This window comes from Candidatus Melainabacteria bacterium, from assembly GCA_003963305.1.
GTDB lineage: Bacteria > Cyanobacteriota > Vampirovibrionia > Obscuribacterales > Obscuribacteraceae > PALSA-1081.
In genome coordinates, this window is record RXJR01000008.1 from 16,513 (window position 1) to 41,136 (window position 24,624).

Annotated in this window: 15 protein-coding genes; 10 read left to right on the plus strand and 5 right to left on the minus strand. The window is 55.0% G+C overall.

Features of this window, described 5'->3' with window-relative positions; genetic code table 11:
• Window positions 1-307 precede the first annotated feature (307 nt).
• The gene (locus EKK48_09175) at window positions 308-1,810 is read right to left on the minus strand and encodes a PLP-dependent aminotransferase family protein (protein RTL43063.1); all 1,503 of its coding nucleotides are present in this window, start codon (window positions 1,808-1,810) and stop codon (window positions 308-310) included.
• Between the two features lie 585 nt (window positions 1,811-2,395).
• Window positions 2,396-4,324: a long-chain fatty acid--CoA ligase gene (locus tag EKK48_09180; protein RTL43064.1), complete on the minus strand. Its 1,929-nt coding sequence runs from the start codon at window positions 4,322-4,324 to the stop codon at window positions 2,396-2,398.
• A 991-nt stretch (window positions 4,325-5,315) separates the two neighbouring features.
• Between EKK48_09180 and EKK48_09185 the strand changes: the two genes are divergently transcribed.
• The 4 genes from EKK48_09185 (at window position 5,316) to EKK48_09200 (ending at window position 10,452) form a co-directional block, all read left to right on the plus strand.
• A complete protein-coding gene (locus EKK48_09185) occupies window positions 5,316-6,377 on the plus strand; it encodes a hypothetical protein (protein RTL43065.1) in 1,062 nt (353 codons plus the stop codon).
• Between the two features lie 238 nt (window positions 6,378-6,615).
• A complete protein-coding gene (locus EKK48_09190; protein ID RTL43066.1) occupies window positions 6,616-7,836 on the plus strand; it encodes a thiolase family protein in 1,221 nt (406 codons plus the stop codon).
• A gap of 59 nt (window positions 7,837-7,895) precedes the next feature.
• On the plus strand, window positions 7,896-10,070 hold the full coding sequence (locus EKK48_09195; protein RTL43067.1) for a hypothetical protein: 2,175 nt from the start codon (window positions 7,896-7,898) through the stop codon (window positions 10,068-10,070).
• Window positions 10,071-10,182: 112 nt separating this feature from the next.
• Window positions 10,183-10,452, plus strand: coding sequence for a hypothetical protein (locus tag EKK48_09200; GenBank protein RTL43068.1), 270 nt, complete (start codon window positions 10,183-10,185; stop codon window positions 10,450-10,452).
• 270 nt (window positions 10,453-10,722) lie between these two features.
• Here EKK48_09200 and EKK48_09205 read toward each other — a convergent pair whose 3' ends face one another.
• Together EKK48_09205 and EKK48_09210 are read right to left on the minus strand one after the other, a co-directional pair.
• A complete protein-coding gene (locus tag EKK48_09205) occupies window positions 10,723-11,406 on the minus strand; it encodes a hypothetical protein (protein ID RTL43069.1) in 684 nt (227 codons plus the stop codon).
• Window positions 11,407-11,909: 503 nt separating this feature from the next.
• Window positions 11,910-12,572, minus strand: coding sequence for a hypothetical protein (locus EKK48_09210; GenBank protein ID RTL43070.1), 663 nt, complete (start codon window positions 12,570-12,572; stop codon window positions 11,910-11,912).
• Between the two features lie 462 nt (window positions 12,573-13,034).
• Here EKK48_09210 and EKK48_09215 point away from each other — a divergent pair, with 462 nt between their 5' ends.
• The 3 genes from EKK48_09215 to EKK48_09225 all read left to right on the plus strand — a co-directional run bounded on the left by EKK48_09215 (window position 13,035) and on the right by EKK48_09225 (window position 18,278).
• Complete coding sequence (locus tag EKK48_09215) at window positions 13,035-13,508, plus strand: hypothetical protein (protein ID RTL43071.1); 474 nt, start codon at window positions 13,035-13,037, stop codon at window positions 13,506-13,508.
• A gap of 340 nt (window positions 13,509-13,848) precedes the next feature.
• Window positions 13,849-16,341: a hypothetical protein gene (locus EKK48_09220; protein ID RTL43072.1), complete on the plus strand. Its 2,493-nt coding sequence runs from the start codon at window positions 13,849-13,851 to the stop codon at window positions 16,339-16,341.
• Between the two features lie 344 nt (window positions 16,342-16,685).
• Window positions 16,686-18,278, plus strand: coding sequence for a hypothetical protein (locus EKK48_09225; protein RTL43073.1), 1,593 nt, complete (start codon window positions 16,686-16,688; stop codon window positions 18,276-18,278).
• On the opposite strand, the gene EKK48_09230 is transcribed toward EKK48_09225, so the two are convergent.
• Window positions 18,275-18,847, minus strand: coding sequence for a hypothetical protein (locus EKK48_09230; GenBank protein RTL43074.1), 573 nt, complete (start codon window positions 18,845-18,847; stop codon window positions 18,275-18,277). The two genes, EKK48_09225 and EKK48_09230, sit on opposite strands and share 4 nt — an antisense overlap.
• A gap of 488 nt (window positions 18,848-19,335) precedes the next feature.
• Here EKK48_09230 and EKK48_09235 point away from each other — a divergent pair, with 488 nt between their 5' ends.
• The 3 genes from EKK48_09235 (at window position 19,336) to pepF (EKK48_09245) (ending at window position 24,461) form a co-directional block, all read left to right on the plus strand.
• Window positions 19,336-20,202, plus strand: a complete 867-nt coding sequence (locus EKK48_09235; protein RTL43075.1) for a WD40 repeat domain-containing protein — start codon at window positions 19,336-19,338, stop codon at window positions 20,200-20,202.
• A gap of 532 nt (window positions 20,203-20,734) precedes the next feature.
• A complete protein-coding gene (gene pepF / locus EKK48_09240; GenBank protein ID RTL43076.1) occupies window positions 20,735-22,549 on the plus strand; it encodes an oligoendopeptidase F in 1,815 nt (604 codons plus the stop codon).
• A 94-nt stretch (window positions 22,550-22,643) separates the two neighbouring features.
• Window positions 22,644-24,461 carry an oligoendopeptidase F gene (gene pepF, locus EKK48_09245; protein ID RTL43077.1) on the plus strand — a complete coding sequence of 606 codons (1,818 nt, stop codon included), beginning with the start codon at window positions 22,644-22,646 and terminating at the stop codon, window positions 24,459-24,461.
• The last annotated feature ends 163 nt before the right edge of the window (window positions 24,462-24,624 follow it).

The following is a 24,624-nucleotide window of genomic DNA, read 5'->3' on the forward strand; positions in this document are numbered from 1 at the left end:
TTCCGACCTGACAAAGTTCGTGCGAGGAAAGTCTTGAAAAATGAATAAGTAGTACGTTTCTGGTATGTCGAGAATCAAATTTTTTGGTCAAAAAGTGCAGTCCAGTAACGTCACCCGTGGTGGCACATGAACCTTGAAACCTCAGCTATTTGTACGTCTCAATGATTAGCACAAGCAGCGCGAGTCTGGGTTGATGGCTCCAACTTTGATTTTTTTCCGATATCGGAAAAAATTGTGCAGGCGAAACCTCTTCTCAGCTTGTTGATATGGGTCGCATCGTATACGGGGTCCTTCATTCAGGGCTTAACTAACCGATTATGGCCGGCTTGATTGCTCTGGCGAACTGTTGCACTCGCCGTCCGATGCCCTGGTCAGGAATGTTTATGAACGACCATAAGAATTCGCCTGCTGTCACATGCCCGTCGATGTAGGAATAGCGAGTGCTAACCAGATCGAGTTCGTATTCTCGAGCGGCTTCGATAATCTCTTCATCTGACGCCAGCAAGTGAAACCGGACTACAAGGTGGGTGCCCGAATTCTCTCGCGAGATAGTCGCCTTTCGCCCGAAATGGTGGGCAATTGCTTGCACTAGAGTCTGACGACTTTTGTTGAAGACCGTTCTGGTTTTCTGGATGTGTCGCTCCAGTTCGCCTTCGTTGATCAGGTCGGTCAAGACGCATTGTTCGAGCATAGGCAAATCTTTTTCGCCGCTAGCTTTGGCCAGTTTTACTACAGGCACTAGCTCTGGTGGCAAAACAACGAATGCCAGACGAACCAGTGGAAATAGCATTTTGCGAAAGGTCGTCAGATAAATTACCCTGTCATTCTCATCCAGCGATTGCAAGGCCGGAATCGGCCTGCTGCCGTACCGATACTCGCTGTCATAGTCATCTTCGATGATGTAGATATTGCGGGTTCTGGCATATTCGAGCAATTCCAATCGTCTTGGCAGCGACAGGGCCACACCAGTCGGCTCTTGCAGAGAGGGTGTGGTCAAAATTATTTTGGGCGTCTCCGCCATCTCATGCAACTTACTAACCTGCAGTCCTTGTTCGTCGACAGAGACAGGAAAAATATTGGCGCCCTGGTAAGCAAAAATTCTTCCGGCACCTACATAGCCCGGATTCTCGACGACTGCCAGATCACCCGGGTTGAGAAGCACTCGAGCAATACACTCCAGAGCCTGCTGATAACCAGAAAAGACGGCAACCTGGTCGGCACAGGTTTTTACTGCTCTGGCCCGCGATATGTAAGCGGCGATTGCCTCGCGAAGTTGTGGGTAGCCTTGCGGGTCGCTCCAATATTGAAATGCATCGCTGTCCGTTGATTTCGTATAGTGTGCTACTTTTCTCCGCCATTGAGAGAGTGGAAGCAAGTCTAGAGGCAGACCTCCATAATTTAGAGCGGTGGTGAAATACGGGTTCTGTTCGCCAACTGTGGCAATAGAAACTATGCGTTCGCCATATTGAGACAGTTTCGGTGGTGACTGAGTTGTTTGCGATCTTTTTACCGGTTGTGATTTTGCAGGCGCTGCACCAGTTACATCCGGCAGTTCTCGGCTGACGCGTGACCCGGCTCCTCGACCGGCTTCCAGATAGCCTTGTGAGGTGAGTGTGCGATAACTTTCCACTACCGTAAAGCGAGAGACTCCTAATTCATCGGCAAGATTTCTCGTGGCAGGAAGAAAGTCACCCGGCTTTAATTGGCCGTTCAGGATTCCACTGCGAATTTGATCCGACAGTTGTTTGTAGAGCGGATCTTTTAAGTCGGGGTTCAACAGAATCGGGAACGGTAGTGTCGCGGGTGGCATAAATAGGATGGTTCCGGGGTGGGATGGGTGAAAACGAAGAAATCGGATACCTTTAGCAGTCCACAGTCTCGAGATAATCTGCAGTAGTTCAATTTGGAGAAATGGTATGTCCCAATCCAATTTACCCACATCTCGACCAGTCCAGCGCTGGCGGTTTCCTTTAACCCCTTCTTAATCGGAGTGGTGGCACCATGATCATGGTGACTGTATTTGAAAGGATCAAATCGTGCAAAAACGTAGGAAATCTCAAATTCGTCCATGGTTCAAGAAGCTCATTTTTGGCGCGATAGTGTGGTTCGCCAAGAAGGTTCTCGAGCCGATTCCTGTACTGAGTGCTGTAGCCGAAATAGTTGCTTTCGCTGTTTAGTCGATAGCGATTCTCAACTCTGGATTATTGAACCTCTCGCACAGTTGATCTGCTGAGATCGGCTGTTTGAGCCGGTCTTCTGCGAGGGAAAATTTCGAACCGCGCTTATATTATAAGCGTTAGTAGAAATTGGAGAAAAAATTGAGAGAGGCAGAGACAACCAGCGTCCCTCCCTCCCTCAATCTTTAGTTTCTTTCAGTCCTCGTCGACGCGCTTGTTTAGCGCTTCCGTGAGAAGATCAGATCGATGAGATCCTTGAACTTCTCCATTGCCTTCTCAGAGCGAATCTTGAGAGTTGGCGTGAGCAGACCATTTGCGACGGTTGCTTCAACGGGAACGATCTCGTACTGCCCGATTTGCTCCCAGTGCTCCAGGGTGGCGTTGGCCTTGGCGACTGCCTCGGCGACCGCTTCTTGAACAATCGTGTTCCTGGAGAAGGCGAACATTGAATCGGCGTGTACGGTCGCGGTCGAATTGGACTTAGCCAGAAGTGCTGCGGCTGCGATCTGATTGACGAAAATGAGCGCTCCGATGAAGGGGCGGTCGTCTCCGATGGGCACCACGTATTGAACGATGGCGCTGCCGTCGAAGGCGTTCTCGATGTTCTCGGGCGAATAGTACTTGCCCTGTTGCGTTTTGCCTTCACGCTTCTTGCGACCGGTGATGTAGAGGAAACCGTCCTCATCCATCCAGCCCAGGTCGCCTGTGTTGAACCAGCCGTCGTTGTCGAACGATTTCGCGTCGACGTCGGGCAGGTTGTGATAGTTCTTGATGATGGCGTCACCACGCAGGTAGATAATCTGTTTCGTCGGGTCGGGGTTGTCTTCGTTGACAACGAACTTGACCTCAACGCAATCGATCATCCTTCCAACCGAGCCCTTACGATTGCTTTCGTTGGTCTCGGCGGCGATGCCGCCTGTGGTCTCAGTCATGCCGTAACCCTGGCGAAGATTGAGACCCAGCCTGTTGAAGAACGCGATCACCTCGGGGTTGATTGCCGCACCGCCCGACATGAGCAGGCGCAGGCGACCACCGAGCTTGCCGCGGATCGTCTTATAGACGACCATTTGAGCGAGACGACGGCGCGTCGCGGTGAGGGGGTTGAAGGTTGCCGAGTCATCGAAGGCCCAGGCAATCATCTTCGCCTTGATACCGGAGGCGGTGCTCAGCTCATGGCTGATCTTGTCCTTGATCTTGCGCCAGACTGCTGGTACGCCAATGAGAATGGTCGGACGCACAACAGGAAGTGTGTCGGCCAGTTCGTCGGTGCGACAGAAGGCAGTCGGAACAGCATTCCAGAGACACATGCCCATGCCGTTGACGCGCTCATAAACGTGAGCGAGCGGCAAGTAGCTCAGGTAGACGTCAGTCTCACTGAAGTTGAAGCCGTGGCGTACCAGAGCCTGGCAAGCTGCGGCTATATTCCCGTGACATAGGGGCACACCTTTGGGCTTGCCGGTCGACCCAGACGAGTAGATGATTGTTGCCGTCTGGTTGGGGTCGATGGTGGCGAAGCGGTCGTAGCAGATGTGCTCGTATTGCACAGTGTGGAAAACTCGGGTTGCGGCCTCTCCGAACTTCAGCTTCGGGTGAGACCCGAAGGGTGTGTCGGGAGATGCATTGCGACCCGCATAGTCAGGGGCGTTGCTCAGCGCTTGTGAGAACAGGGCTGCATGGAAGCCTACGATCTGGTGCTCGACGGCAGCTGCCTTGTAGAGCTGTCCCAGGTCATCGGAGAGAAGAAACTTTGCTTGCGCATCCAGGAGGATCTCACAGGCTCCCTCCGCGGATGTGTTGGGGTAGATGGGAACTGTTACACCGCCGAGGCTCTGCACGGCGAGGTCGGTCCAGACCCACTCAGGTGAGTTCCAGGCGAGAATCGCGACGCGGTCACCTTTCTGGAAACCGTGCGCGGTCAAGTAAGCCATCAATTCTGCGACGATGTGCCCGCTCTCCTTCCACGTGAGAGTGCGGTAAGCCTTGGGCTTGACGCGCACGATCACAGGAGGAATGAGGGCATGAGCACCACCGACGATGCGGGTCTCGGATGGTGCCTGATTCTTCACAAAAACTGCGGGCTTTTCAGGCTTTTCAAACACGTGCGTCCAGAAACGGCGCACGAGCGATTCGTTTAGATGCTGTGCCATTTTTTATTCTCCAAGCCGGTTTCTCGGCTCGTTTGGGAGTGGCTCAAGCAATCGGCCGGCTGCGCAAATGACCATGCACTTGCGTAGCCCTCCGAAAGTTGGCGTCTTGAGGGAACACTCCGGACTGATTAACTAAGCTCTCGGCAGAAATAACAGCACCGTATCCGCCACCACACTCTTCCAAAAATGGAGTGCGTTGAGGATCAGGTACTGGTAGGGCGCTTTCGAGAAATTAAAGCTAGGGGGAAGGGTGGAAACATTGAGAGACTTCTACAAGCTACATAAGTGGCCTTCAGTACTTCAAATGGAATTAGAAAACTCCGCGCGCTGGCGCGGAGTCTCTTCAAGAGCTCTGTTGGAACGCTTTATTGCTTTGCGCTCGGGTTTTTGACCCGTCCACAAGAGCTGATTGTAACGAAAAGGTTGCAAAGGTGAACAAGCATCGTAAAGTGTGATCCAGTGAGCTTGCTCGCGTCTCTCGTTACAGACCATTACAACAAACGCAAGCTAGAACATCTTTGCAACTTTGTCCGTGATTGGTTAAACCACTTCTCTTGTGGTGTCGCATCTGGTGGCAGGCGGCGGCGCAGTTTTTTGTGCTTACCGCAGCACTGTTTAAGCATTTCGGGTCTAACTCAAATCGATATTGGAGAGAGCTTCAGAAAACGGCGCCCGACTCTTCTTGATAACCATCTCTGAATATCTAGACGAGTTGAGCTAACCGCTTAAGCGATATCTGTGCAGCTTTTTACTTCAAGTGATTTTCAACTACAGCTTCCATCATGAGCTTGTTCATTACTAGATCACGTTCATAGGATGTCTGAGTTATCTGTCTTCATTTTCTTTCAGTCACCAAAGCCCTTTCTTTCAACCCCATTAACTTTCTAACCTCCCCCAACCTCGTTTTCACGCGAGGTCAACCAACAGCACCGATGGAGATTTAACCCCGCGTAGCAAGCGGCCCCATTGGTCTGAGACACAGGAGCGCGCCATGAAGCCGAAGTTTGGCTCTGGTGCTCGCCGTCTCTCTGCCTCGAATCAGATTCACCTGGTTTGCAGCAGCGGAGGCTCGCGAGCGATTCTCGGTAGCGCTGGAGCAATTGCCGCCATAGAGCAGGCGGGTCTCAAAGAGTTCGTGTCAATAGGCGGAATCAGCGGTGGTTCCATTCCGACTGCCATGTTCGCAGCCGGTCTGGGCGGCGTTGAGACTCTCCGTCTTGCCGTAGACATCGACTTCTCCAGCATGCTTACCCGTCACGGCAGCATCGGTCGCATTCTTCTCGCTTACATCATGCAGGGTCGTCTCGCTCAGACTCGTCCGCGCAAGGGCGTTATGAGTTCCGAGAAGCTCGGCGTGTACCTCGATGAGAAGGTGCCGGTCTGGCCCGATCGTTACTGGACAATGGCTGTCCAGGGCGACAACAAGATTTTCTTCACCAAAGATGGTGTCTTCGAGTTGACGCCGCAGGGCAAGCGCAACGTACTCTCCAGCAAGCCTGCGCCTCTGGGCCTGGCTGTGCGGGCGAGCTGTGCTGTACCTGGCATCATCTCGGCTGTGCCCTACAAGGGACGTTTTCTCTTCGACGGCGCCTTGACTCGCGAAGGGCGTTGCCCGATCGCGCTGCCGATTGAGCACATGAGTGCTCTGCCGGAGAACATCATCGGCGTCGATGCCGGCGACGATGACAGCAAGTGGTCTCAGCGCCTGACCAGGCTCTGGGGGCTGCTCTGCGGTGGCAACTGTGTCCCCCACATTGAGGAGAAGGTGCTCACCGAAGATGATGTAGCAGTGCTGATCAAGCCCGATCTGGGCTTCTTCCGCTCGCTGCAGTTTACCCTCACACGCGACCAGAAGTGGCGGGCCGTCATGGCCGGCTACGTGGCCGCGGTGCAACAGCTCGCCAGGGCGGGCGTACTCGACGGCGAACAACTGGAGATGATGATGGTCGTCGTCTCCGCATTCCAGCGCATCGAGTCCATGTGCAAGTTCTCGGAGGAAGGCGTTCTGACGCGCTTGACCGAGCAGCTCATGCGTGAGCACAAACTGTTCTAGCTATGTGGAAACCAGGCCAAGACAGAAGCCCGTTCAGACCTGGAGTGGACGAAAGTCCGCGATACAGTTCTCAGCGGAGGTAGCTTCGGAGTCCTCACCTGGTTTTCAGCAGGACAGGCACGTGCACACAACTGTTTCAAACTGGGATAAAGTAACTTCAGTGTCGGCTCTCTCGTCGGCACAAAACTAAGAACAGTGGTGCTTACGCACCCACGCTGTTCTCCAAAGGAGAATACCAATGAACGACAGGAAAAGAGTCTGGCTCGTCAGTGGCAGCCGGACCCCGATCGGTTCTTTCGGCAAGTCGCTTCGCGGTCTCACCGTCGACAAACTTGGTGCTCATTCGATGAAGCATGCGCTTCGTCGCGCCGGCATCACAGGCAATGCGATCGACGATGTCATCTTCGGGCACGGTTATCAGACCTCCTACACGCTCAACACGGCGCGTGTGGCGGCCATGGAAGCCGGCATTCCCGACTCGGTGCCTGCACTGACCGTGCAGCGCCAGTGCGGCTCCGGTATGGAGTCGACCAACCTCGGCATGGACAAGATTCAGCTCGGACGCGCGGGCATCGTGCTCGTCGGCGGCGCCGAGTCGATGTCGACCGTGCCCTACCTGATCGACGGCAGCAACCGCTGGAAGGGCTTCATGGCCAAGCGCTTCCCCAAGATCGTGCGCCTCGGTCCCTTCCCGGCTCTGTTCAAGATGGCTGACAACGGGCTTGCCCCGACGCGTCTGGTCTGGGACATGAAGTCGGTCTACATGGCAGGCACCGCTCAGCGCGTTGCCGACACCTACGGCATCACGCGCGAGGCGGCTGACGAGTACTCCCTGCGCTCGCAGGAGCTGGCCAACAAGGCCGTTAAGTCTGGCCGTTTCGACCTCGAGATCGACCCGATCGAGATTCCCGGTCGCGGCTTCTTCGCTCGTGACGAGCACCCGCGTTCGACGAGCCTGGAGAAGCTCTCGGCCCTGCCGACGGTGCTCAAGACTCGTTCGATCACGGCCGGCAACAGCTCTGGTATCAATGACGGTGCCTGCGCGCTCGTGTTGGCATCTGACGAGAAGGTGCAGGAGCATGGTCTCACTCCGCTCGCCGAGCTGGTCGACTACGCAGTCGCCGGCATCGACCACGAGCAGATGGGGCTGGGTCCTGTGGTGGCCATCAACAAGCTTCTGGCGCGGAACAATATGACGCTGGCCGACATCGACCTGATCGAGATCAATGAGGCTTTTGCCGCTCAGTACCTGGGCTGCGAGAAGCTTCTCGGTCTCGACCGCTCGAAGGTCAACGTCAACGGCGGCGCCATCGCCATGGGTCACCCGATCGGCATGTCGGGCGCCCGGGTTATCCTCACTCTCGCCCATGAGCTCAAGCTCAGGGGCCTCAAGCGCGGCATCGCTGCGCTGTGCATCGGCGGCGGCATGGGCATCGCAACCCTGATCGAGCTTCCGTAATCTCAGCGCACTACGCGCGACGCTCATCAGGCGTTCAAGAAAAAAGAAAGAGGTCAAATATGGCTACCGCTATTACCAAAACGCTCCTTCCGAGCGGAGTTGCGCTTGTCACCCTCGACCTTCCCGACAGCAAGATGAACTTGCTGGGCGAGACGGTGATGCGAGAACTGAACGACGTTCTCGACCAGGTCGCAGGCGATTCCTCCGTCAAGGGGCTCGTGATTATTTCCGGCAAGAGCGACAACTTCGTCGCCGGCGCCGACATCAAGGACATTCGGGCGCTTCAGAATCAGCCTTCCATCAAGGCTTATGAGGCGGCCAAGATGGGCAAGATGATCCTCGCCAAGATCGAGGCTCTGCCCTTCAACACTGTTTCCGCCATCAACGGCATCTGCCTGGGTGGCGGCACTGAGCTCTCGCTCGCGTGCAAGTTCCGCATCGCGACCAAGAGCAGCAAGACCAAGATCGGTCTGCCCGAGATCCAGCTTGGTTTCCTGCCCGGCTGGGGTGGGTGCATCCGTCTGCCGCGTCTGATCGGCATCCAGGAGGCGCTCAAGATCATCACCACAGGCGGTCAGGTGGACGCTGACAAGGCGTATCGCCTCGGTCTGGTCGATGAGCTGGTCGACGTCGAGAAGCTCGCTTCTCGCGCTGAGGAGATCGCTCTGAGCGGCAATCCGAAGCGTGGCAAGCGTGCCCTGAGCTTCAAGGATGCAGCGCTGGAAGGCACGGGCATCGGTCGCAAGCTGCTCGCCAGCCAGGCCCTGCCCATGGTCAAGTCGAAGAGCAAGGGTTTCCTCGCGCCTTACGAGGCGGCGAAGGTGATCATCAACTCCTACAACCAGTCGCTCGAAGACGCCTACGAGGCTGAATCTCAGGCGTTCGGACGTCTCGCCGTCACTTCGGTTTCGCACAACCTGGTCGGCATCTGGGCCGCCCAGACCGATTCGAAGCGCATGCCGGAAGGCTTTGCGCCCAGCATCAATGTGAAGAAGGTCGGTGTTCTCGGCGCCGGCGTCATGGGCGCAGGCATCGCGCAGTCGGCTCTCTATGCCGGCTACGAGGTGGTGCTCAAGGACATCAAGCCCGAGTTCGTCGAGAAGGGCGTTGCCACCATCAAGGGGCTCTTCGATGGTCTCGTCGAGAAGGGCAAGATGTCTCAGGCCGACGTCGACGCGAAGATGGCGATGCTCAAGGGCACCTGCGACTTCGCTGACCTGGCTGATTGCGACCTCGTCGTCGAGGCGGTGGTCGAGATCATGAAGGTGAAGCAGGATGTGCTCGTCGAGCTCGAGCGCGTCATCAGCAAGCCTTTCATCTTTGCCACCAACACGTCGTCGCTCTCTGTGACGACGATGGGCGAGAAGGCTCGGCACCCCGAGAACGTGCTCGGGCTGCACTTCTTCAACCCGGTGCACAAGATGCCTTTGGTCGAGGTCGTGAAGACCGAGAAGACGTCGGAAGAGGCAGCGGCTCTGGCTCGGGCATTCGCCATGAAGCTGGGCAAGACCGTTGTCGTCACCGCCGACGCTCCCGGTTTCGTCGTCAACCGCATTCTCGCCCCCTACCTGCGCGAGGCCATTCTGCTCATGCAGGAAGGTGTGCCGCTCGAGGACATCGAGAAGGCGATGAAGGACTTCGGCATGCCGATGGGTCCGCTCGAGCTGCTCGATGAGGTCGGGCTCGACATCTCCGAGAAGGTCATTCATGTTCTGCATGATGCCCTCGGCGATCGCATGTCTCCGCCTGCGATCATGGAGGCTATCAACGCCCTCAAGATCGTCGGTCGCAAGGGCGGCAAGGGTATCTACGTCTACGATGCTCCCGGTGGCCGGCGCAAGTCTTATATCGAGAAGATCGGCAAGGGCTGGCGCAAGAAGAAGGTCAAGAAGTACGTTTTCAACCCGGATGTCGTGGCTGCCATCAAGGCGCCGCGCAATCCCAAGACCACCGGCGAGATCCGCGATCGGCTCGTGCTCGCGATGGTCAACGAAGCAGCTCGGGTGATGGAAGAGGGCATCGTCAGCGATCCCTCCCAGCTGGACCTGGCCATGATCTTCGGCACGGGCTTCCCTCCCTTCACGGGCGGGTTGCTGCGTTACGCTGATCAGACCGGTCTTCAGAATGCTTCCCAGAAGCTCACCTTCCTGGCGCAGGTTTCGGGGGCGAACTACTCGCCTGCCAATCTGCTCGTCGAGAAGGCGCGTCAGGGCGGCACCTTCTATCAGAACTAGTCTCCGGGCTCTCGTTCAGAGTTAGAGTCTAAACGAAACTAAACTTGCCACCGCATGCGGCAGTCACGTGACTGTCTTCACATGCGGTGGCATTTTTCGAGAAGGATACATCATGGCACTATGGCAAATCGCCTTGTTCTGGCTTACGGCCGGACTTGCCTGGGGCATTGCAATCGGGTTCATGGACAGTCGCGACATCTGCGGCGTCTCTGCCCCCGGCAAGCCCTTCCGTCAAATCATCGGTGGTCTCATGGGTTATGGCTTCGCCTGCCTGTGTTTCCAGCACGTGGACCCCGAAGGTGGACACACAATTCTCTGGTTGCTCGAAGTCGTGACTGTGTCGCAGCTGGTCGGCAACTATGTTCGAAACTGGCTGAGGTAGCAACCTTCAGGCAGTGGACTCGTCTGTCCAGTAGTTTGTTGCCCTGAGATGTGAAAGGTTGCTTCACCAGATATGGTGCTGCGCCGATCATGCGCTGGGCGGCTCATAAATTCATCTTAGCTGGACCTTAAGCCAGACCCCTTCCCGGGGTTTGGCTTTTGCCTCAAATCTATTAATTTATATAGTTGCTATCTGTTTCAGTCTGCATGACTACTCCCATTTTGAATGCGCTTCGGACGAGGTAGGTTCAAAATGGGAGTAGAGGGGAATTTAGTTTTGCACCAGGGCTCCGCAAGTCAGGCTGGAAGTGCACGGCACTTCATCCATAACCAGGGTGGAAGGATCCAGGAGGTCTTTTCGACCATACACTTGAGTATTGCCGACTAAAATGTACCCGTCGTCTCCGCGAGCATTCAAGACGACGCTGATTCGTTCTATGTTCGCACCTTTGAAATTTCCGTTGAAGCTATCCAGATCCTCGGAAGCAACGTACCATCCATTCCCATCTTTAATCTGGGCTGGATGGAAACTACCCAGTGTGCCGAGAAGATAATCATTGCGTCCATCTAAGCGCCTCAGGCATACATACACGCGAACATTCGAGATGTTGACACCAACGGGTTTGAAATAGATGCTGAAGCGAGGTCCTGGTGATTTCTTCTGGGGAATGAAATTGGCCGCACTGCCGGTGCCTGTGTAGAATGTGCCCCCCGAGTAACCGTCGTTACTGAGGCTGATGGCCGTGTCGCCACCACCAAATCCATATTTTTTTCCTTGATTTGGGCCAATCAGCTTGACGTAAGTCGATTGCAGGTGACCTGCTGGTACGCCAGTGTCAAGGCAAGTGAATCGTTCGATTGTGCCATCTCGTTCATCTGCCATAGCTGCACTGCCCATAGTGGCAGCGCATATCGACAGCATGGAACCCACGGCTAACTTGACAATTTTATTCATAATGCCTCCTTGGCTAACTGATTACTTTGTATGACTTTGAAATCCGCGACGCGAGCTGGCTGCAATATAATAGCCTGTGCTTCGCATATGGTGGCGGCTCGATGCAAATTTCTCTTCGTCCTCCGCGATCGCACCTGCGATTTGCCCGTGCTGCGCATTGATTCTCTTCTTCGGAGTGAATTCCGACTAAGTGAGTGTCTGTTTTATGGTGACTGTGACCATTGCGCTGTGGGCAAGTGGCTGCAGCCTCTCTCTGTAATTACTATGCCCATGTTCTGCTTTGCTATAAAGTCAGTTATTTGAATACTTATGAGAGGTTGCAATCAAACCCGCATGAGCAGCTGATAGAGAAAATGTATCTGGTTGTGAATACACCATTTGTTTAGAATCAAAGGCGTGACTTTTGCCAATGCTCGCAGCTTGACTGCAAGGGCTTTTCAGGCTCTAGAGTGTTCAAAGCCATCTACCGGGAACACAGTAGATGGCTTTGAAGCACTGACAATTCAAAATGGGGAGCAGACCAGAGTATTGGTGCATGACGCGGCGTCCATCACCAGCTTGGATGGGTCGAGCAGCTCCTTTTTGCTTAAGACCTGGGTGTTGCCCATGAGGATGTAGCCATTGTCTCCGGCGCTATCGAGGGTTAAGCTAATGCGGTTGATGGTGGCACCGGTGAATTCCCCATTGTAGTTATTCAGGTCTCCACCGACTGAGTACCAGCCGTTGCTAAGACTCGTCGCTTTATATCCGCTCAGTTGTCCGGCAAGATTACGTATCTCTCCATCTGCCTTGCGAATGCATACCAACACTCTGCAGTGATCTTGATTCACACCAACTGGTTTGAAGTAAATCTTGAATTGGGATTGTTTTTTTGCAAGAACAAATGTGGCGGCGCCTCCTGCATAATTTTGATAAAAGCCACGTGATTGTCCATCGTTTGAGAGTTTTAGAGCCATGTTACCGCCGCCAAAACCAAACTTTTGAGCCACTTCGTTAGCATTCAGGTTGACGTATTCAGCATTTATGTGCCCCGGTTCGACGCCACTTTGAAGGCAGACATACCTCTCAATGGTGCCATCTCGCTCATCAGCTTTCGCTTGTGTAGCGTGTATTGCGGCGCATGTAGAGAGCAACGTCACCATCGCTAGTTTGTGCAGTTTTTTCATATGTTTCCTCCTGATGCTTACCTATAATATCTGCTGTGCCGCATGCGGTGCCATCTTGTGAGACGATCATCATCTTAGAGTGACCTTTCCATCTGCTTACATGGCAAGAGCACTCTTGCATGCGCTTCTCCCGCTCGTTCGGCGCTGTAAGTCGGACGAGTCAGTGTTGGATGATGCGTGGCTGGACTTCTCGTGTTCGATTGGCTACAGTTTTCTCCGTATTTAGTATGCCCATAAACGGGCGAATATAAAGTGGTCTAGCGCGCGACACTTTGTGACCGCACGATAACCCGCACCGTAAGCCGTTAAATAGATTGTGTCTGCTTGTGAATACACAATTTCTTTAGATGTTTGATGCCGTTTCATCGATTTCTAAGTACGGACTCCGATCGGATCTCCAGGGTCTATAGCCTTCATAGGTGGTGGCAGTTTTGTTGGCAACAGTGATATTCTGGATGCTTTATGAGCAATTTGTTTCAACGAAATAGGTATGATGCAGCCGAAGTCTCAGCTGCTCTTGCTGAGATTTTGAAGTCGTTTAGTCAGGACCAGAGTGAGCTTCCATCTCCGGTTGTTCTCTGTTATGAAGTTGAAGGCGAGCCATTAGAACTATATTTCAGCAATGACGCTGACTTTGGCCGAGATCTGCAGATTGAACGAGCCACGGAGGTCTTCTTACGCCTGACTGAGTTCGATAACCAGGTACAGCAATCGTGTGAGAGCGATTTTCAACATAATCAACCCGATCGATCATACAAAGAGATGCTGGAGAAGCAGGGGCTTTCGGATGAAGCGGCATACGCGCTGCATCTGGCTTACATTACAATCGGCGTGAATTCAGCTAAGCTGCATTATTACGGCACATTCGTGAATACTGAGTGGGACGCAGAGTTTGCAAGAGATAACTCTGGGAATTGGCTGAAAGTCAATTTCTAATGACAAGTTGTTCTGCCTGTCTTTTTGCATTGTTCCGGTGCACAGGTAAAGAGATTAGCGTAGCAGCGATATTGTTATTGTCTTGTGAAGATACAAAAGTTTGCTGGCGTTGAACTGTTGAACTGCTCTAGCTTTTAGTTATCTCTATCCTCTCTTCTCTGACTTAAAAGAACTCAAGTCGTTAACTCTTGCCGTTTCAGAATCTTCTTTCTCTCTTTAGTGGGGAGAAGTACTTTTCCGTTCTCGTGCGGTGTAATTGCTTTTAGCACCGCATCTGGTATCAACCCGATCATTGCATCGTGGTTTTCCTCCAAACGAAATCGGCAAAAGGAGTGCCGACATGAGCAAATTGAAACAAATACCCAGCAGCGTTGGTGTGGGCTCAGTCGAGCTCAGTCAGCGTCGCATACTCGTAGACGGTGTGCCGCGCCAGCTGTTTGCAGGTGAGGTGCACTATTTCCGCCTGGCCAGGCACGACTGGGAGAATCGACTGCAGCTGCTGAAGAACAGCGGCTTTGACACAGTCGCGACTTACATCCCGTGGATCTGGCACGAGCTTCCTGACGGCGATATAGATGTTACCGGTCGCACTGATCCGCAGCGCGACCTGCCTGGTTTCATCGACCTGTGCGCCAGCTACGGCTTGAATGTCATCGTTCGACCCGGCCCCTTCGTCATGGCCGAGTTGAAGAACGAAGGCATTCCATACCGCATGTACAAGGCTCCCTTCGTCCAACCCGTGACATGGAAGGGTGCCCCTACCAGTACTCGAGTTCTCGACTATCTCGCACCGGACTTTCTGGGCGGTGTGGCTCAGTGGTATGACGTGGTCATGCCCGTCATCGCTTCACGTCTCAAGACGTGCGGCGGACCGATCATCGCTGTGCAGCTCGACAACGAGATTGGTATGTTGCAGTGGGTGTCGAACTGCCCCGACCTCAGCGACCATGCCTGTGAGGAGATGCGGCAGTGGTGCCTGAAGCGTTATGGCGTTGAAGTCGCGTCTGCCCGCATCGGTGCTGACGTCAACATGCCTCGTGAATGGGCGGACGCCTTGAGAAATCCGGCAGGCGCTTCTCTCGCCCTGCATCACGACATCGGTCTTTTCATGCGCGATCGCTTCAGGCGCTATGTGCAGACTTTGCGTGGTATGGCAGAGGCGCATGGTGTCTCGGGCGTCCCATTCGTGATCAATGTGCACGGCACTGGTGGCAATCGCGGATTGACATTCCCGATTGGTATCAGCCAGTTGTTCGAGTCCTATCGAGATCAGCCGCAGATGACAGCGGGTTCCGATATCTATCTCGGCGACCTGACCGTTTGCAATCTGCCCGATCTCTACCTGGTCAACGCCTTCATGGAGTCTGTGCAGGGACCGGACCAGCCGCTCACGTCGCTGGAGTTCGAAGCCGGCAACGGTAACTACGGTGACGATCTCAGCCAGCTCTACACGCCCGAGGCGGCTGAATTGAAGGCTCGTCTGTGCATCGCGCAGGGCAATCGGCTGCTCAATTTCTACCTGCACTGCGGTGGCGAAAACCCGCCGCTGCCGAGCACCGGAGACGGCATCGATCGCATCGCCTTCACCGGGCAGCGTCATGGATTCGCGGCGCCCGTCAGTCCCGAAGGCGCACTCAACGCCGCTTATGGTGGAATGGTTCGGCTGACCAACTCGCTGCGTGGCATCGAGCATCTGCTTGCCGATTCGCAGCAGCAGTTCGATGACGTGTCGATCGGCTTCGTTCCCGATCACTACCTGACGGAATACCGTTTCCAGGGGTCGCAAGAGCGTGCTGCGCAGGCGGTTGAGCTCGAGCGATATCGTGGCGCCGGACGTCGCGATGTGCTGGTGCGTTCGCTGCTTCTCAACGGCTTCTCGTTCCCGGCAGTCAATCTGCAGTCGGCGACGCCTTCCACGCGCGCACTGATACTTGCCACGGGCAGCACTCTGGGCCGAGATGTCCAGGAGCGGCTCGTTGACTATGTTCGCGCTGGCGGTACGCTCTTGCTGGTTGGACTGCTACCCGACCTTGATCATGATGGTGCACCATGCACGGTGCTGGCGGATGCGATCGGTTTGCGGTCCGCCGGACGCGTTTTCGACGAAGTGACTGCCAGAGGGAACTACTGGCCAAGCATTCGCGCTCACGGCTGGGCGGCGCCACGACCAGAGGTGCGTGCATCCTTCGCCCAATTGCTTGCTGCTCGTGACGGCAGCCAGCTTGAACCGTTCCTGACTGAGATTGAGAGCGGTTTGCCCTGCGCCGCTAGCGTTCGGTTTGGCAATGGTCGAGTGACTGTGCTGGGATGCGATTATCCTGTGCATCTCAGTTTCTATAGAGACCTCATGGACTCAATTGGAGTGACTCCGACTTATCGCCTTGATGCGGATGCCCCGGGAGTCATGCTGGTTCCGACCCGGTCCGGCAATGGACTGGAGCTGTTGCATCTCATCAATGTGGCACCGAATGCGGTTTCGGTTACGGTGCGAAAGGCCGGCAAGAAAAGCTTCGGAGGAAGACGCTTGACCGTTCCGGCTCGCTCGGGCTTTATTTTGCCCTGCGCTGCTGAGGGAGCGTCGCCTTCTGAAAGCTTGACTGCAACAATAGTCTGGTCGACCGCCGAGTTGATGCGTGAAACGAAAAACAGTATCACTGTGCGTGCGACTCAGCCGGGGCAGGACGTAGTTTTGCTCGAGACGGACCGGCGTGTTGAATGTCGTTCGGGCACGGTGCTTCGCAAGGGCAAGAGCGTGCGTGTTGTGATTGACTCCGCCGCCCAGAAAGGAAGACCGGTAACGATCAAGTTCTCAAGCCGGTTGCGCAAGCTCTAAAATTGCGCTGACTCAGGGTCGAGTAGTGTTGGAGTAATCCGGCACCACTCGACCCACCACTTTTTTTGGGCTTCTTTCTGCTATTTGTATTAGTAGAGGGGCTAGTATGTGTTATGAAGACGTTTGGCTTTGATTAGATGCTGCTGTTATCCAGATGACTGGCAACCGAGTTTCTGCCCGACAGGGCGGAATCGTTGTTGGTTATTTGGCTACAAAAGCATAGTAATGTGTTGGTAACTTTCTAAGGCTAAGCTTCAACTAACTGAAGCCCTATTACTACAGTTACTTCACTCACTCGACCGATACGGTTTTGCTCAGCGGCAGCCGCTTCGGAGGAAATTCGCATGTCTGTTGAGACTCAGCCAATCAAGTCTGCGAAGCCAGATGTTCACGAACATCAAGGGAATCGCAATCATGATAGTGCTGCCGGCTCGCTTTCCAGTTCAGTGTGGGACAGTATGAAGACTGCGAACCTGCCAAAGACTTCCCAGTCTGCTGGCGAATTTTTGATGTTTTCCAGTCCATTTTTAGATTCTAAAACGGGTACAGTCAATGCCAGGCTTGAGCCGATAAGCCCTGCGCAGTCATCGTCTGTTAAAGGACAGGAAGCTGTTAAGACCCGAAAGAATCCCGATGGCGGGCACACTGATACAGGCTCCGGAGCCAATGGTTCAACTGAAGTATCAACGTATGATCCTAGCGGCAAGCTTGTCTTTAAGCGCACGGATAATCGCGACGGCACTTACTCTGAATGGAAGGTCGACGCAAATGGCCATGTTTCAATACGCGAGAAAGGCTCTGACGGTTCACTTCGAGTCAGAGACGAATACCCGAATGGAAATTTCAAGGAGCAGACGACTTACAAAGACGGCAAGAAAAGCTCCATCAGCCACTTTGCAGATAATAATGGCGGTTACGTTGACGACAAAATCAATAGAGATGGGTCAGAAACTCTAAGTCACTTCGATCAAGATGGAACGCTCGTATTTAAATACGCGAAGAACAGTGACGGCAGCTTTTCTCAGCGCAAGTTGAATACTGCGGATGGCTCAATCGTTTTTCACGACGAGAAAGCAGATGGCAGTTATACAGAATCGAAGGTCGACAAATCCGGTACGTGGAAGACGACTCATACAGTCAATAAGAGGGACGGTAGTTCCGAAACTAAGAATTACGATCCTTCTGGGAAGCTTGTGAAAGAGCGGCAAGAGAAGAAGAACCACAGCTTCAAGGAGACTACATACGATGCTGACGGCAACAAAACAGTGCACGAGCAAGATGCGAAGGGTGACTATGCGGAACAGTTCTTTAATAGCAAAGGTGAGCGCATTAGTCCAACGATAGCTGTCGTCAAGGCTAGCCCGGAATTTGTTCAACAGGTCAAAGACGAGATTGCCAGGCTGCCGGAGTCAGTCCGCAAGTTGCTTGCTAAAAACGACTCAGTAATTGCGATTGCTGGAAAAATGTCAGACGTGGACCCGGCCCAGGCGAAGGAAAGACCTCGCGGTTATGAGAAAGGAGAAACGGGTGATGATTCCGGCGGATCGGAGCAACAACTGATTGGCAAAAATGGGAAGAAATTGGAACTTGCGATAATTGCTGAGAAGACGCGCTCTGGACTGACTGATGACATTGAAGGCACTGTCAGGCACGAGGTTGGGCACATGATAGATCATATGCTCAATGATTATTCGCATTCGGCAGTGTTCAAAGCCGCTTTCGATCAAGATGTCGCAAAGATGTCTAAGGAAACAAAAGAGTCCGAAAAGTATTTCCTTCAGAAGGGAAATCACGGCAAAGACGGCAGAGAAGAAGCTTTTGCTGAAGTAGTACGCGCGGTTACTGGTGATCCGACAGAGGCAAGAAATGCAGAAGTACTGAAACAGTTTCCTAAATTGGCTGAATTGATCAAAAAGAGACTCGGCGAACTTAACTAAACTGTCCTAAACCGCAGTAAGGCGCCGACTTCCTCAGCACCTACGTCGTGTCCCAGTAACATGTTTATCAATGCCAGCTTTCTCTTTCGAGAAAGTAATAAACTTGGGTCACACCCGGTTATTTTGCTGATGATTCTAATTGCTTGTTGGCATTTTCTTCTTGCCCTATGCAGATCTGAAAGTCGGATGTAGACTTCGGCAAGACCATCGTGAATGCGTGCCTGCAGCCAGATGTCGGCGCTATTCTTGGTTGCGTTTTTCAGTGCTAGTGTGAAAATCTCTTCCGCTTTAGTGAGATGATTTTGGATGGTCAGCAGCTCTGCTAACCTTGTCTGCGCCTTAATCGCAATGGCAAAATCACTTTTTGCGATCTCTTCGTATGCAGCCAGAAGCATACAATCTACCATATTAGATTCACCGCTCAGCCTCGCCGTCTCTGCAATTTGCAGATAGATGTCGATGGTGCGCTCGGCTAAACGGTCGTTTGTTTTCACAATCAGGTAGGTGTGCACGGTGGGAACACAATCACAATAATCTTCGTGCCTTTGCGGATCACTGTTGTATTCCACAGTTCTGCGAGGACTGCCGAGTGAAGGAGGATTTATACCATCGATGCAATTTTCAATTGACGCGCACCGACTCGTTTATCGCAACGTCCGCTAAGAGCAAAAAGCACTGTTCAGTGGGACTGTTACGAGGTGCTCGCTTAGTTTGAACATTGGTTTCACTATTTTGTTCTGCGTAAGCCTACGAGCAGATTCGTTCAAATTCACTTGAATACGGACGGATCCGTTGTTGCCTTGAAGACCAGATGTTGCATAACTTCAGGGCATTGTTTTGCGTCATCGAAACTTGAGGCGATCTTAGCGAATTTAGAGCTGATCTTGGTCTTAACTGCTACGGCTTAGCGCCTACTCTCTGCTCTTCGGGCAGTCTGTATTTGCTCCTGTTGTTCGCTTTCCTGTTGGTGCTATATGCGGTGCCTGCTCGCCATCGTGTTTCTTTGCGCGTCCTCCCGCGTCACTGATGTGGCGCCAGTTTTTATTGGAGAAAACCTATGACAATTCTTGCAGCAAATTCAGTCGATTCCTGGGGGATCAATTTCAAAGATTCTGTGCGCGTGCCAAAAGTTGCTAAACTCAGTGATTGCGCGGACTATGCAATTATTCTGGACGACCTTAATCAAGTGCAGACGCTGCGTTTGAGCACAGGCGAATGTTGGCGCGTGCCTGTTCGAGGCGGGGCCATGTGCATCGCCATTAGCGCGCAAGGGGAGTTTGCGGTAGCTTCGACTGATGGCACCATTCAGAGATTTGATCTGAGTTTGCCGACTATTTGTATCGGCAAAATAGCACTTTCTGCTGTCACCAGCCTCAGTTATGACCGTACCGGCACTATGCTGGTTGCAGCACAAAATTCCGGGCAGGTCCTGATGTTCGATCTGGAGATTCGTCCGTTACCTTTGGTGATTGGCAAGTTCAGGGTCTCTGATGGCATGATCCCGGCGTTGGGCACGCGAGGTGACAGCATTTTCGGTGTGGATCGTCGCGGACGAATGTTTTGTTTGCGAAACCCACTGTCCGAGCCGCAGATTCTTTGGAATGGAGCTGCTCATTTCGATCTTGACTGTTACACAATGGCAGTTCATCCCTATCTCACTCGTCTTGCACTGGGCGGGTCAGGTCGTTACGTGCGCTGGTACAGCGCCGACAATGTGGCTCCTACAATTCTCGCAACAGCGTTTTCGTATGTGCGAGATCTTGTTTTTTTGCCGGTACTGAATTTGCTCGCTGTGGTCGGTACCAACGGACTGGAGGTTTGGAATCTCGACACAAATTCGCTTGTCTTGAATTGGAAAAGTTCGAAGGGAAGAATCATCGGTGTTTGTGAATTCGAAAATCGGTTGAGAGTTTTGTACGGTTAGTGAACAAGTTTTTTACGTTTATTCGAAGAAGTTAGCGCAAGCCTTGCGGAGACTGGCGCACGATCTCTTTGCATCCCTCCGCAAGCTCCGCAAGCACTAACTTCCGCTCATATACGCGCCATGGCCAGGTCGTCCTTGGGCCTGGATTCATGCAGTTTCAATACTGGCCTAATGATCAAGAATAATAAGCTGGTGTTTAGATCTAGTCTCTATGACAAGAGATGTGATCGCGCGACTTAATTATCAAGAAGTAAATCCGGTAGGTTTTAGCGTCACCTTCTTGCAACTTCAGTAACCGACCCTCCAACCAGACCTTCAGCGTAAACATTCAGGCATTTCCCTCAGACACCAGCACGTGGTGCCGGGGGGTTTTGCTTGTCGCTGGGTTGGAAGCTGAGTTGCAAGTTTGGTGAGTCTACCAATCCTGGCGCAGGCTAACCCCTGTGCTCGTTTTGTCACGTGTCGTAACACCGCATGCGGTGCTGCGACTTGAAACCGGAATGAATTTCCGACTAACCGAAAGGATCTGACTATGACGACTGCAAACAAGTCTCTGCCGCTTCGTTCCGAGGTTCCGGAGCACCTCACCTGGGATCTCTCCACCGTCTACGCCAACGAGACCGACTGGGAAGCCGATTTCGCGCGTGCGCAGGGTTATCTCGAGAAGCTCGCCGCCTTCAAGGGGCGCATCCGCCGCTCCGGCAAGACGCTGCTCGCCTACTTCCGTCTCTCGGAGGAGTGCTCGCAGCTGGTCGGCAAGCTCGGGCTCTACGCCCATCTGCGCGCCGACGAAGACACCACCAACAGCAAGTACCAGGCGATGCAGACCCGTGTCGGCAAGCTCGGTACGAAGATCAGCGGCGCCACCTCGTGGTCGACGCCCGAGCTGCTCAGCATCAAGCCCGAGCGCCTCGAGCAGTTCATCGCCAGGACGCCGGGTCTGGAGCTGTACCGCTTCGACTTCGAAGAGCTGGCACGTGAGCGCGCTCACGTGCTCGCTCCCGAGCTCGAGAAGCTGCTCTCGCTCACGGGCGAGATCGGCGGCGGCGCTTCTTCCATCTTCGGCTCGCTCAACAACGCCGACCTGAAGCTGCCCACCATCAAGGACGAGAACGGCGAGGAGGTGCAGCTCACCAAGGGCAACTTCTCCACCTTCCTCGACAGCAAGGACCGCGCCGTGCGCAAGGCCGCCTACGAGGGCATGTTCGGCGCCTTCCGCGACCTCCGTCACACGCTCGCGTCGATCTACTCGGCGCACGTGAACATGGACATCTTCCGCACCCGCTCCCGCAACTACCCGAGCTGCATCGAGCGGGCGCTGTCGGGCATCAACGTGCCGACCTCGGTCTACGACACGCTGATCTCGACGGTGCACGACAACCTGCCGCTCTTCAACCGCTACCTGGAGCTGCGCAAGCGCATCCTGGGCGTGGACACGCTGGAGTGGTACGACCTCTACGTGCCGCTCGTCGACGGCGTGGACGACAACATCACCTTCGAAGACGCGCAGGAGACGGTGCTCGCCGCCCTCGCGCCGCTGGGTGAGGCGTACGTCGCCAAGCTGCGGGAAGGCTTCGCGTCCCGCTGGGTGGACGTCGTCGAGAACAAGGGCAAGCGCGCCGGCGCCTACAGCTCGGGCACCTACGGCACCAACCCGTTCATCCTGATGAACTGGCAGGGCAAGATCGACAGCATGTTCACGCTCGCTCACGAGGCGGGTCACAGCATGCACTCGTTCTACTCGCGCAGCACCCAGCCCTACACGTACAGCGGCTACACGCTGTTCGTCGCCGAGGTGGCCTCCACCACCAACGAGGCGCTCCTGGCCGACTACCTGCTCAAGCGCACCACCGACCCGCGCATGCGCCTGTACATCATCAACCAGCAGCTCGAGGCGATTCGCGGCACCCTCGTGCGGCAGACCATGTTCGCCGAGTTCGAGCGTGACGCTCACGCCCTCGCCGAGTCCGGCACGCCGCTCACCCCGGATGTGCTGGGCGGCATCCACAAGAAGCTGAACGAGAAGTACTACGGTGCGGTCATGCACGTCGACGACCTGCTCGAGGTCGAGTGGTCGCGCATCCCGCACTTCTACCGCAGCTTCTACGTCTACCAGTACGCGACGGGCATCTCGGCTGCCACCGCCCTGTCGCGCGGCATCCTGCACGAGGGCGCGCCGGCCGTGGAGCGTTACCTGACGTTCCTCAAGAGCGGCTCGTCCGACTACAGCATCAACCTCCTGCAGAAGGCGGGTGTGGACCTCTCCACGCCGGCTCCGATCCAGGCGGCGTTCGATTCCTTCGCCGAATACCTCGCCCTCTTCGAGGCGGAATTCGCGCGTCTGTAAGCAACCCAACCCTCGGGATGCGAGCGTGCTTCGTGGCACGTTTCGCATCCCGAGTTTCTCAACAGCACCATACGTGGTGCGGGAGGATTCTGATATGACGGAAACAACCAACACCCCTCCGGCTCGTGCCGACCTTCCGGTCGAGCTGACCTGGGATCTGACGACTATCTTCGCGACCACGGCTGACTGGGAAGCCGCGTTCGCCCTTGCTTCCACCTACCCGGAGAAGCTCGCTTCCTACAAGGGGCGTGTGCGCCGCTCGGCTCGTCTCCTGGCCGAATACCTCGGTCTGAACGACGAAGCGTTCAAGCTGCTGCACAAGCTCTACGTCTACGCCAGCATGAGCAGCGACCAGGACACCACCGTGAGCGCTCCCAAGGCGCTCAAGGAGCGGGTTCTGAAGCTGTGGAGCGATACCTCGGCGGCCACTTCGTTCTACCTGCCCGAGGTGCTCTCCATCAAGCCGGAGCGTCTGGCCAGGTTCATCGCCAGCTCGAAGGCTCTGCAGGCTCGCCAGCACGAGTTCGACGAGATCAACCGCGGGCGTGCCCATGTGCGGTCGCATGAGGTGCAGGAACTGCTGGCCACTTCGCAGATCATCGGCCAGGGCCCTGACACCATCTACAGTGCGCTCGCCTACGCCGACCTGGTTCTGCCCATGATCAAGGGCGACGATGGGCAGGAAGTGCGGCTCACCGAAGACAACTACGGACTCTTCCTGGACAGCAAGAACCGCGATGTGCGGCGCGCTGCCTTCGAGGCCATGTTCGGCACGTACCGCGGGCTGCGCAACACCGTGGCTGCGATGTACGCCGCTCAGGTGAACGTCGACATCTTCAGGGCACGCTCGGCTAAGCATGCAGGCTCGCTGGCGCAGGCGCTGCACGGCACCAACGTGCCGATGAGCGTCTACGACTCGCTGGTCGACACGGTGCACGCCAACCTGCCCCTGTTGCATCGCTACCTGGATGTGCGCAAGCGCATTCTCGGTGTCGACGAGCTGCACATGTACGACCTCTACGTGCCGCTGCTCGGCGAGGTCGACGACAAGATCGCCTACGCCGATGCGCAGGAGACGGTGCTGGCCGCTCTCGCGCCCCTCGGCGAAGAGTACGTCAATGCGTTGCGGGAAGGCTTCGCGGCGCGTTGGGTCGACGTCATGCCGAACAAGGGCAAGGCCGGCGGGGCTTACAGTGGTGGCGCCTACACCACTAACCCGTTCATCTTGCTCAACTGGCAGGGCAACATCGACTCGATGTTCACGCTGGCGCACGAGGCGGGGCACTCGATGCACTCGCTCTACACGCGGCGCACTCAGCCATTCCACTACGGCGATTACACGATGTTCGTCGCCGAAGTCGCTTCCACGACCAACGAGGCTTTGCTGGCGCACTACCTGCTCAGCAAGACCACCGACCCGCAGATGCGGCTATACATCATCAACTCGCAGCTCGAGGGAATTCGTACCACCCTCATCCGCCAGACGCTGTTTGCCGAATTCGAACGCGAAGCGCATGCTCGCGCCGAAGCCGGTGAGCCGCTGACGCCGGATCTGCTCTGCGAGATTCACAAGGCGTTGAACGAGAAGTACTACGGGGCCGCGGTCAAGGTCGACGACCTGATCGAGATCGAGTGGGCGCGGATTCCGCACTTCTACAACTCCTTCTACGTCTATCAGTACGCCACCGGCATCTCCTCCGCCACTGCTCTGGCTCGCCAGATTCTGACGGAGGGGAAACCGGCGGTTGAGCGTTACCTGAACTTCCTCAAGGGCGGCTCTTCGGACTACAGCATCAACCTGCTCAAGGGAGCTGGTGTGGACCTCTCCACGCCGGCGCCCATCCAGGCGGCGTTCGATGCCTTCGCCGAATACCTGACGCTCTTCGAGAAGGAGTATGCACAGCTGGCGTAGGCTTTCGGCGGCGTCGCAAGACAGTCGCTGAATGTTCCTACGTTGAGGAGGGCCGCCCTCTGGCCCTCCTTTCTGGCTGCGCAGTTGCGGCTTGCACAGGGGTCTCACGTGTAAGTCGCGCGACCAGTGAAAACTGGTGCTTTGAGTCGAATTAACGGGATGC

Excerpts from the sequence above, each read along its gene's own strand:
- EKK48_09175 (RTL43063.1), bottom strand. The coding sequence starts at position 1,810 with ATGCCACCCGCGACACTACCGTTCCCGATTCTGTTGAACCCCGACTTA.
- EKK48_09180 (RTL43064.1), bottom strand. The coding sequence starts at position 4,324 with ATGGCACAGCATCTAAACGAATCGCTCGTGCGCCGTTTCTGGACGCAC.
- EKK48_09185 (RTL43065.1), top strand. The coding sequence starts at position 5,316 with ATGAAGCCGAAGTTTGGCTCTGGTGCTCGCCGTCTCTCTGCCTCGAAT.
- EKK48_09190 (RTL43066.1), top strand. The coding sequence starts at position 6,616 with ATGAACGACAGGAAAAGAGTCTGGCTCGTCAGTGGCAGCCGGACCCCG.
- EKK48_09195 (RTL43067.1), top strand. The coding sequence starts at position 7,896 with ATGGCTACCGCTATTACCAAAACGCTCCTTCCGAGCGGAGTTGCGCTT.
- EKK48_09200 (RTL43068.1), top strand. The coding sequence starts at position 10,183 with ATGGCACTATGGCAAATCGCCTTGTTCTGGCTTACGGCCGGACTTGCC.
- EKK48_09205 (RTL43069.1), bottom strand. The coding sequence starts at position 11,406 with ATGAATAAAATTGTCAAGTTAGCCGTGGGTTCCATGCTGTCGATATGC.
- EKK48_09210 (RTL43070.1), bottom strand. The coding sequence starts at position 12,572 with ATGAAAAAACTGCACAAACTAGCGATGGTGACGTTGCTCTCTACATGC.
- EKK48_09215 (RTL43071.1), top strand. The coding sequence starts at position 13,035 with ATGAGCAATTTGTTTCAACGAAATAGGTATGATGCAGCCGAAGTCTCA.
- EKK48_09220 (RTL43072.1), top strand. The coding sequence starts at position 13,849 with ATGAGCAAATTGAAACAAATACCCAGCAGCGTTGGTGTGGGCTCAGTC.
- EKK48_09225 (RTL43073.1), top strand. The coding sequence starts at position 16,686 with ATGTCTGTTGAGACTCAGCCAATCAAGTCTGCGAAGCCAGATGTTCAC.
- EKK48_09235 (RTL43075.1), top strand. The coding sequence starts at position 19,336 with ATGACAATTCTTGCAGCAAATTCAGTCGATTCCTGGGGGATCAATTTC.
- pepF (RTL43076.1), top strand. The coding sequence starts at position 20,735 with ATGACGACTGCAAACAAGTCTCTGCCGCTTCGTTCCGAGGTTCCGGAG.
- pepF (RTL43077.1), top strand. The coding sequence starts at position 22,644 with ATGACGGAAACAACCAACACCCCTCCGGCTCGTGCCGACCTTCCGGTC.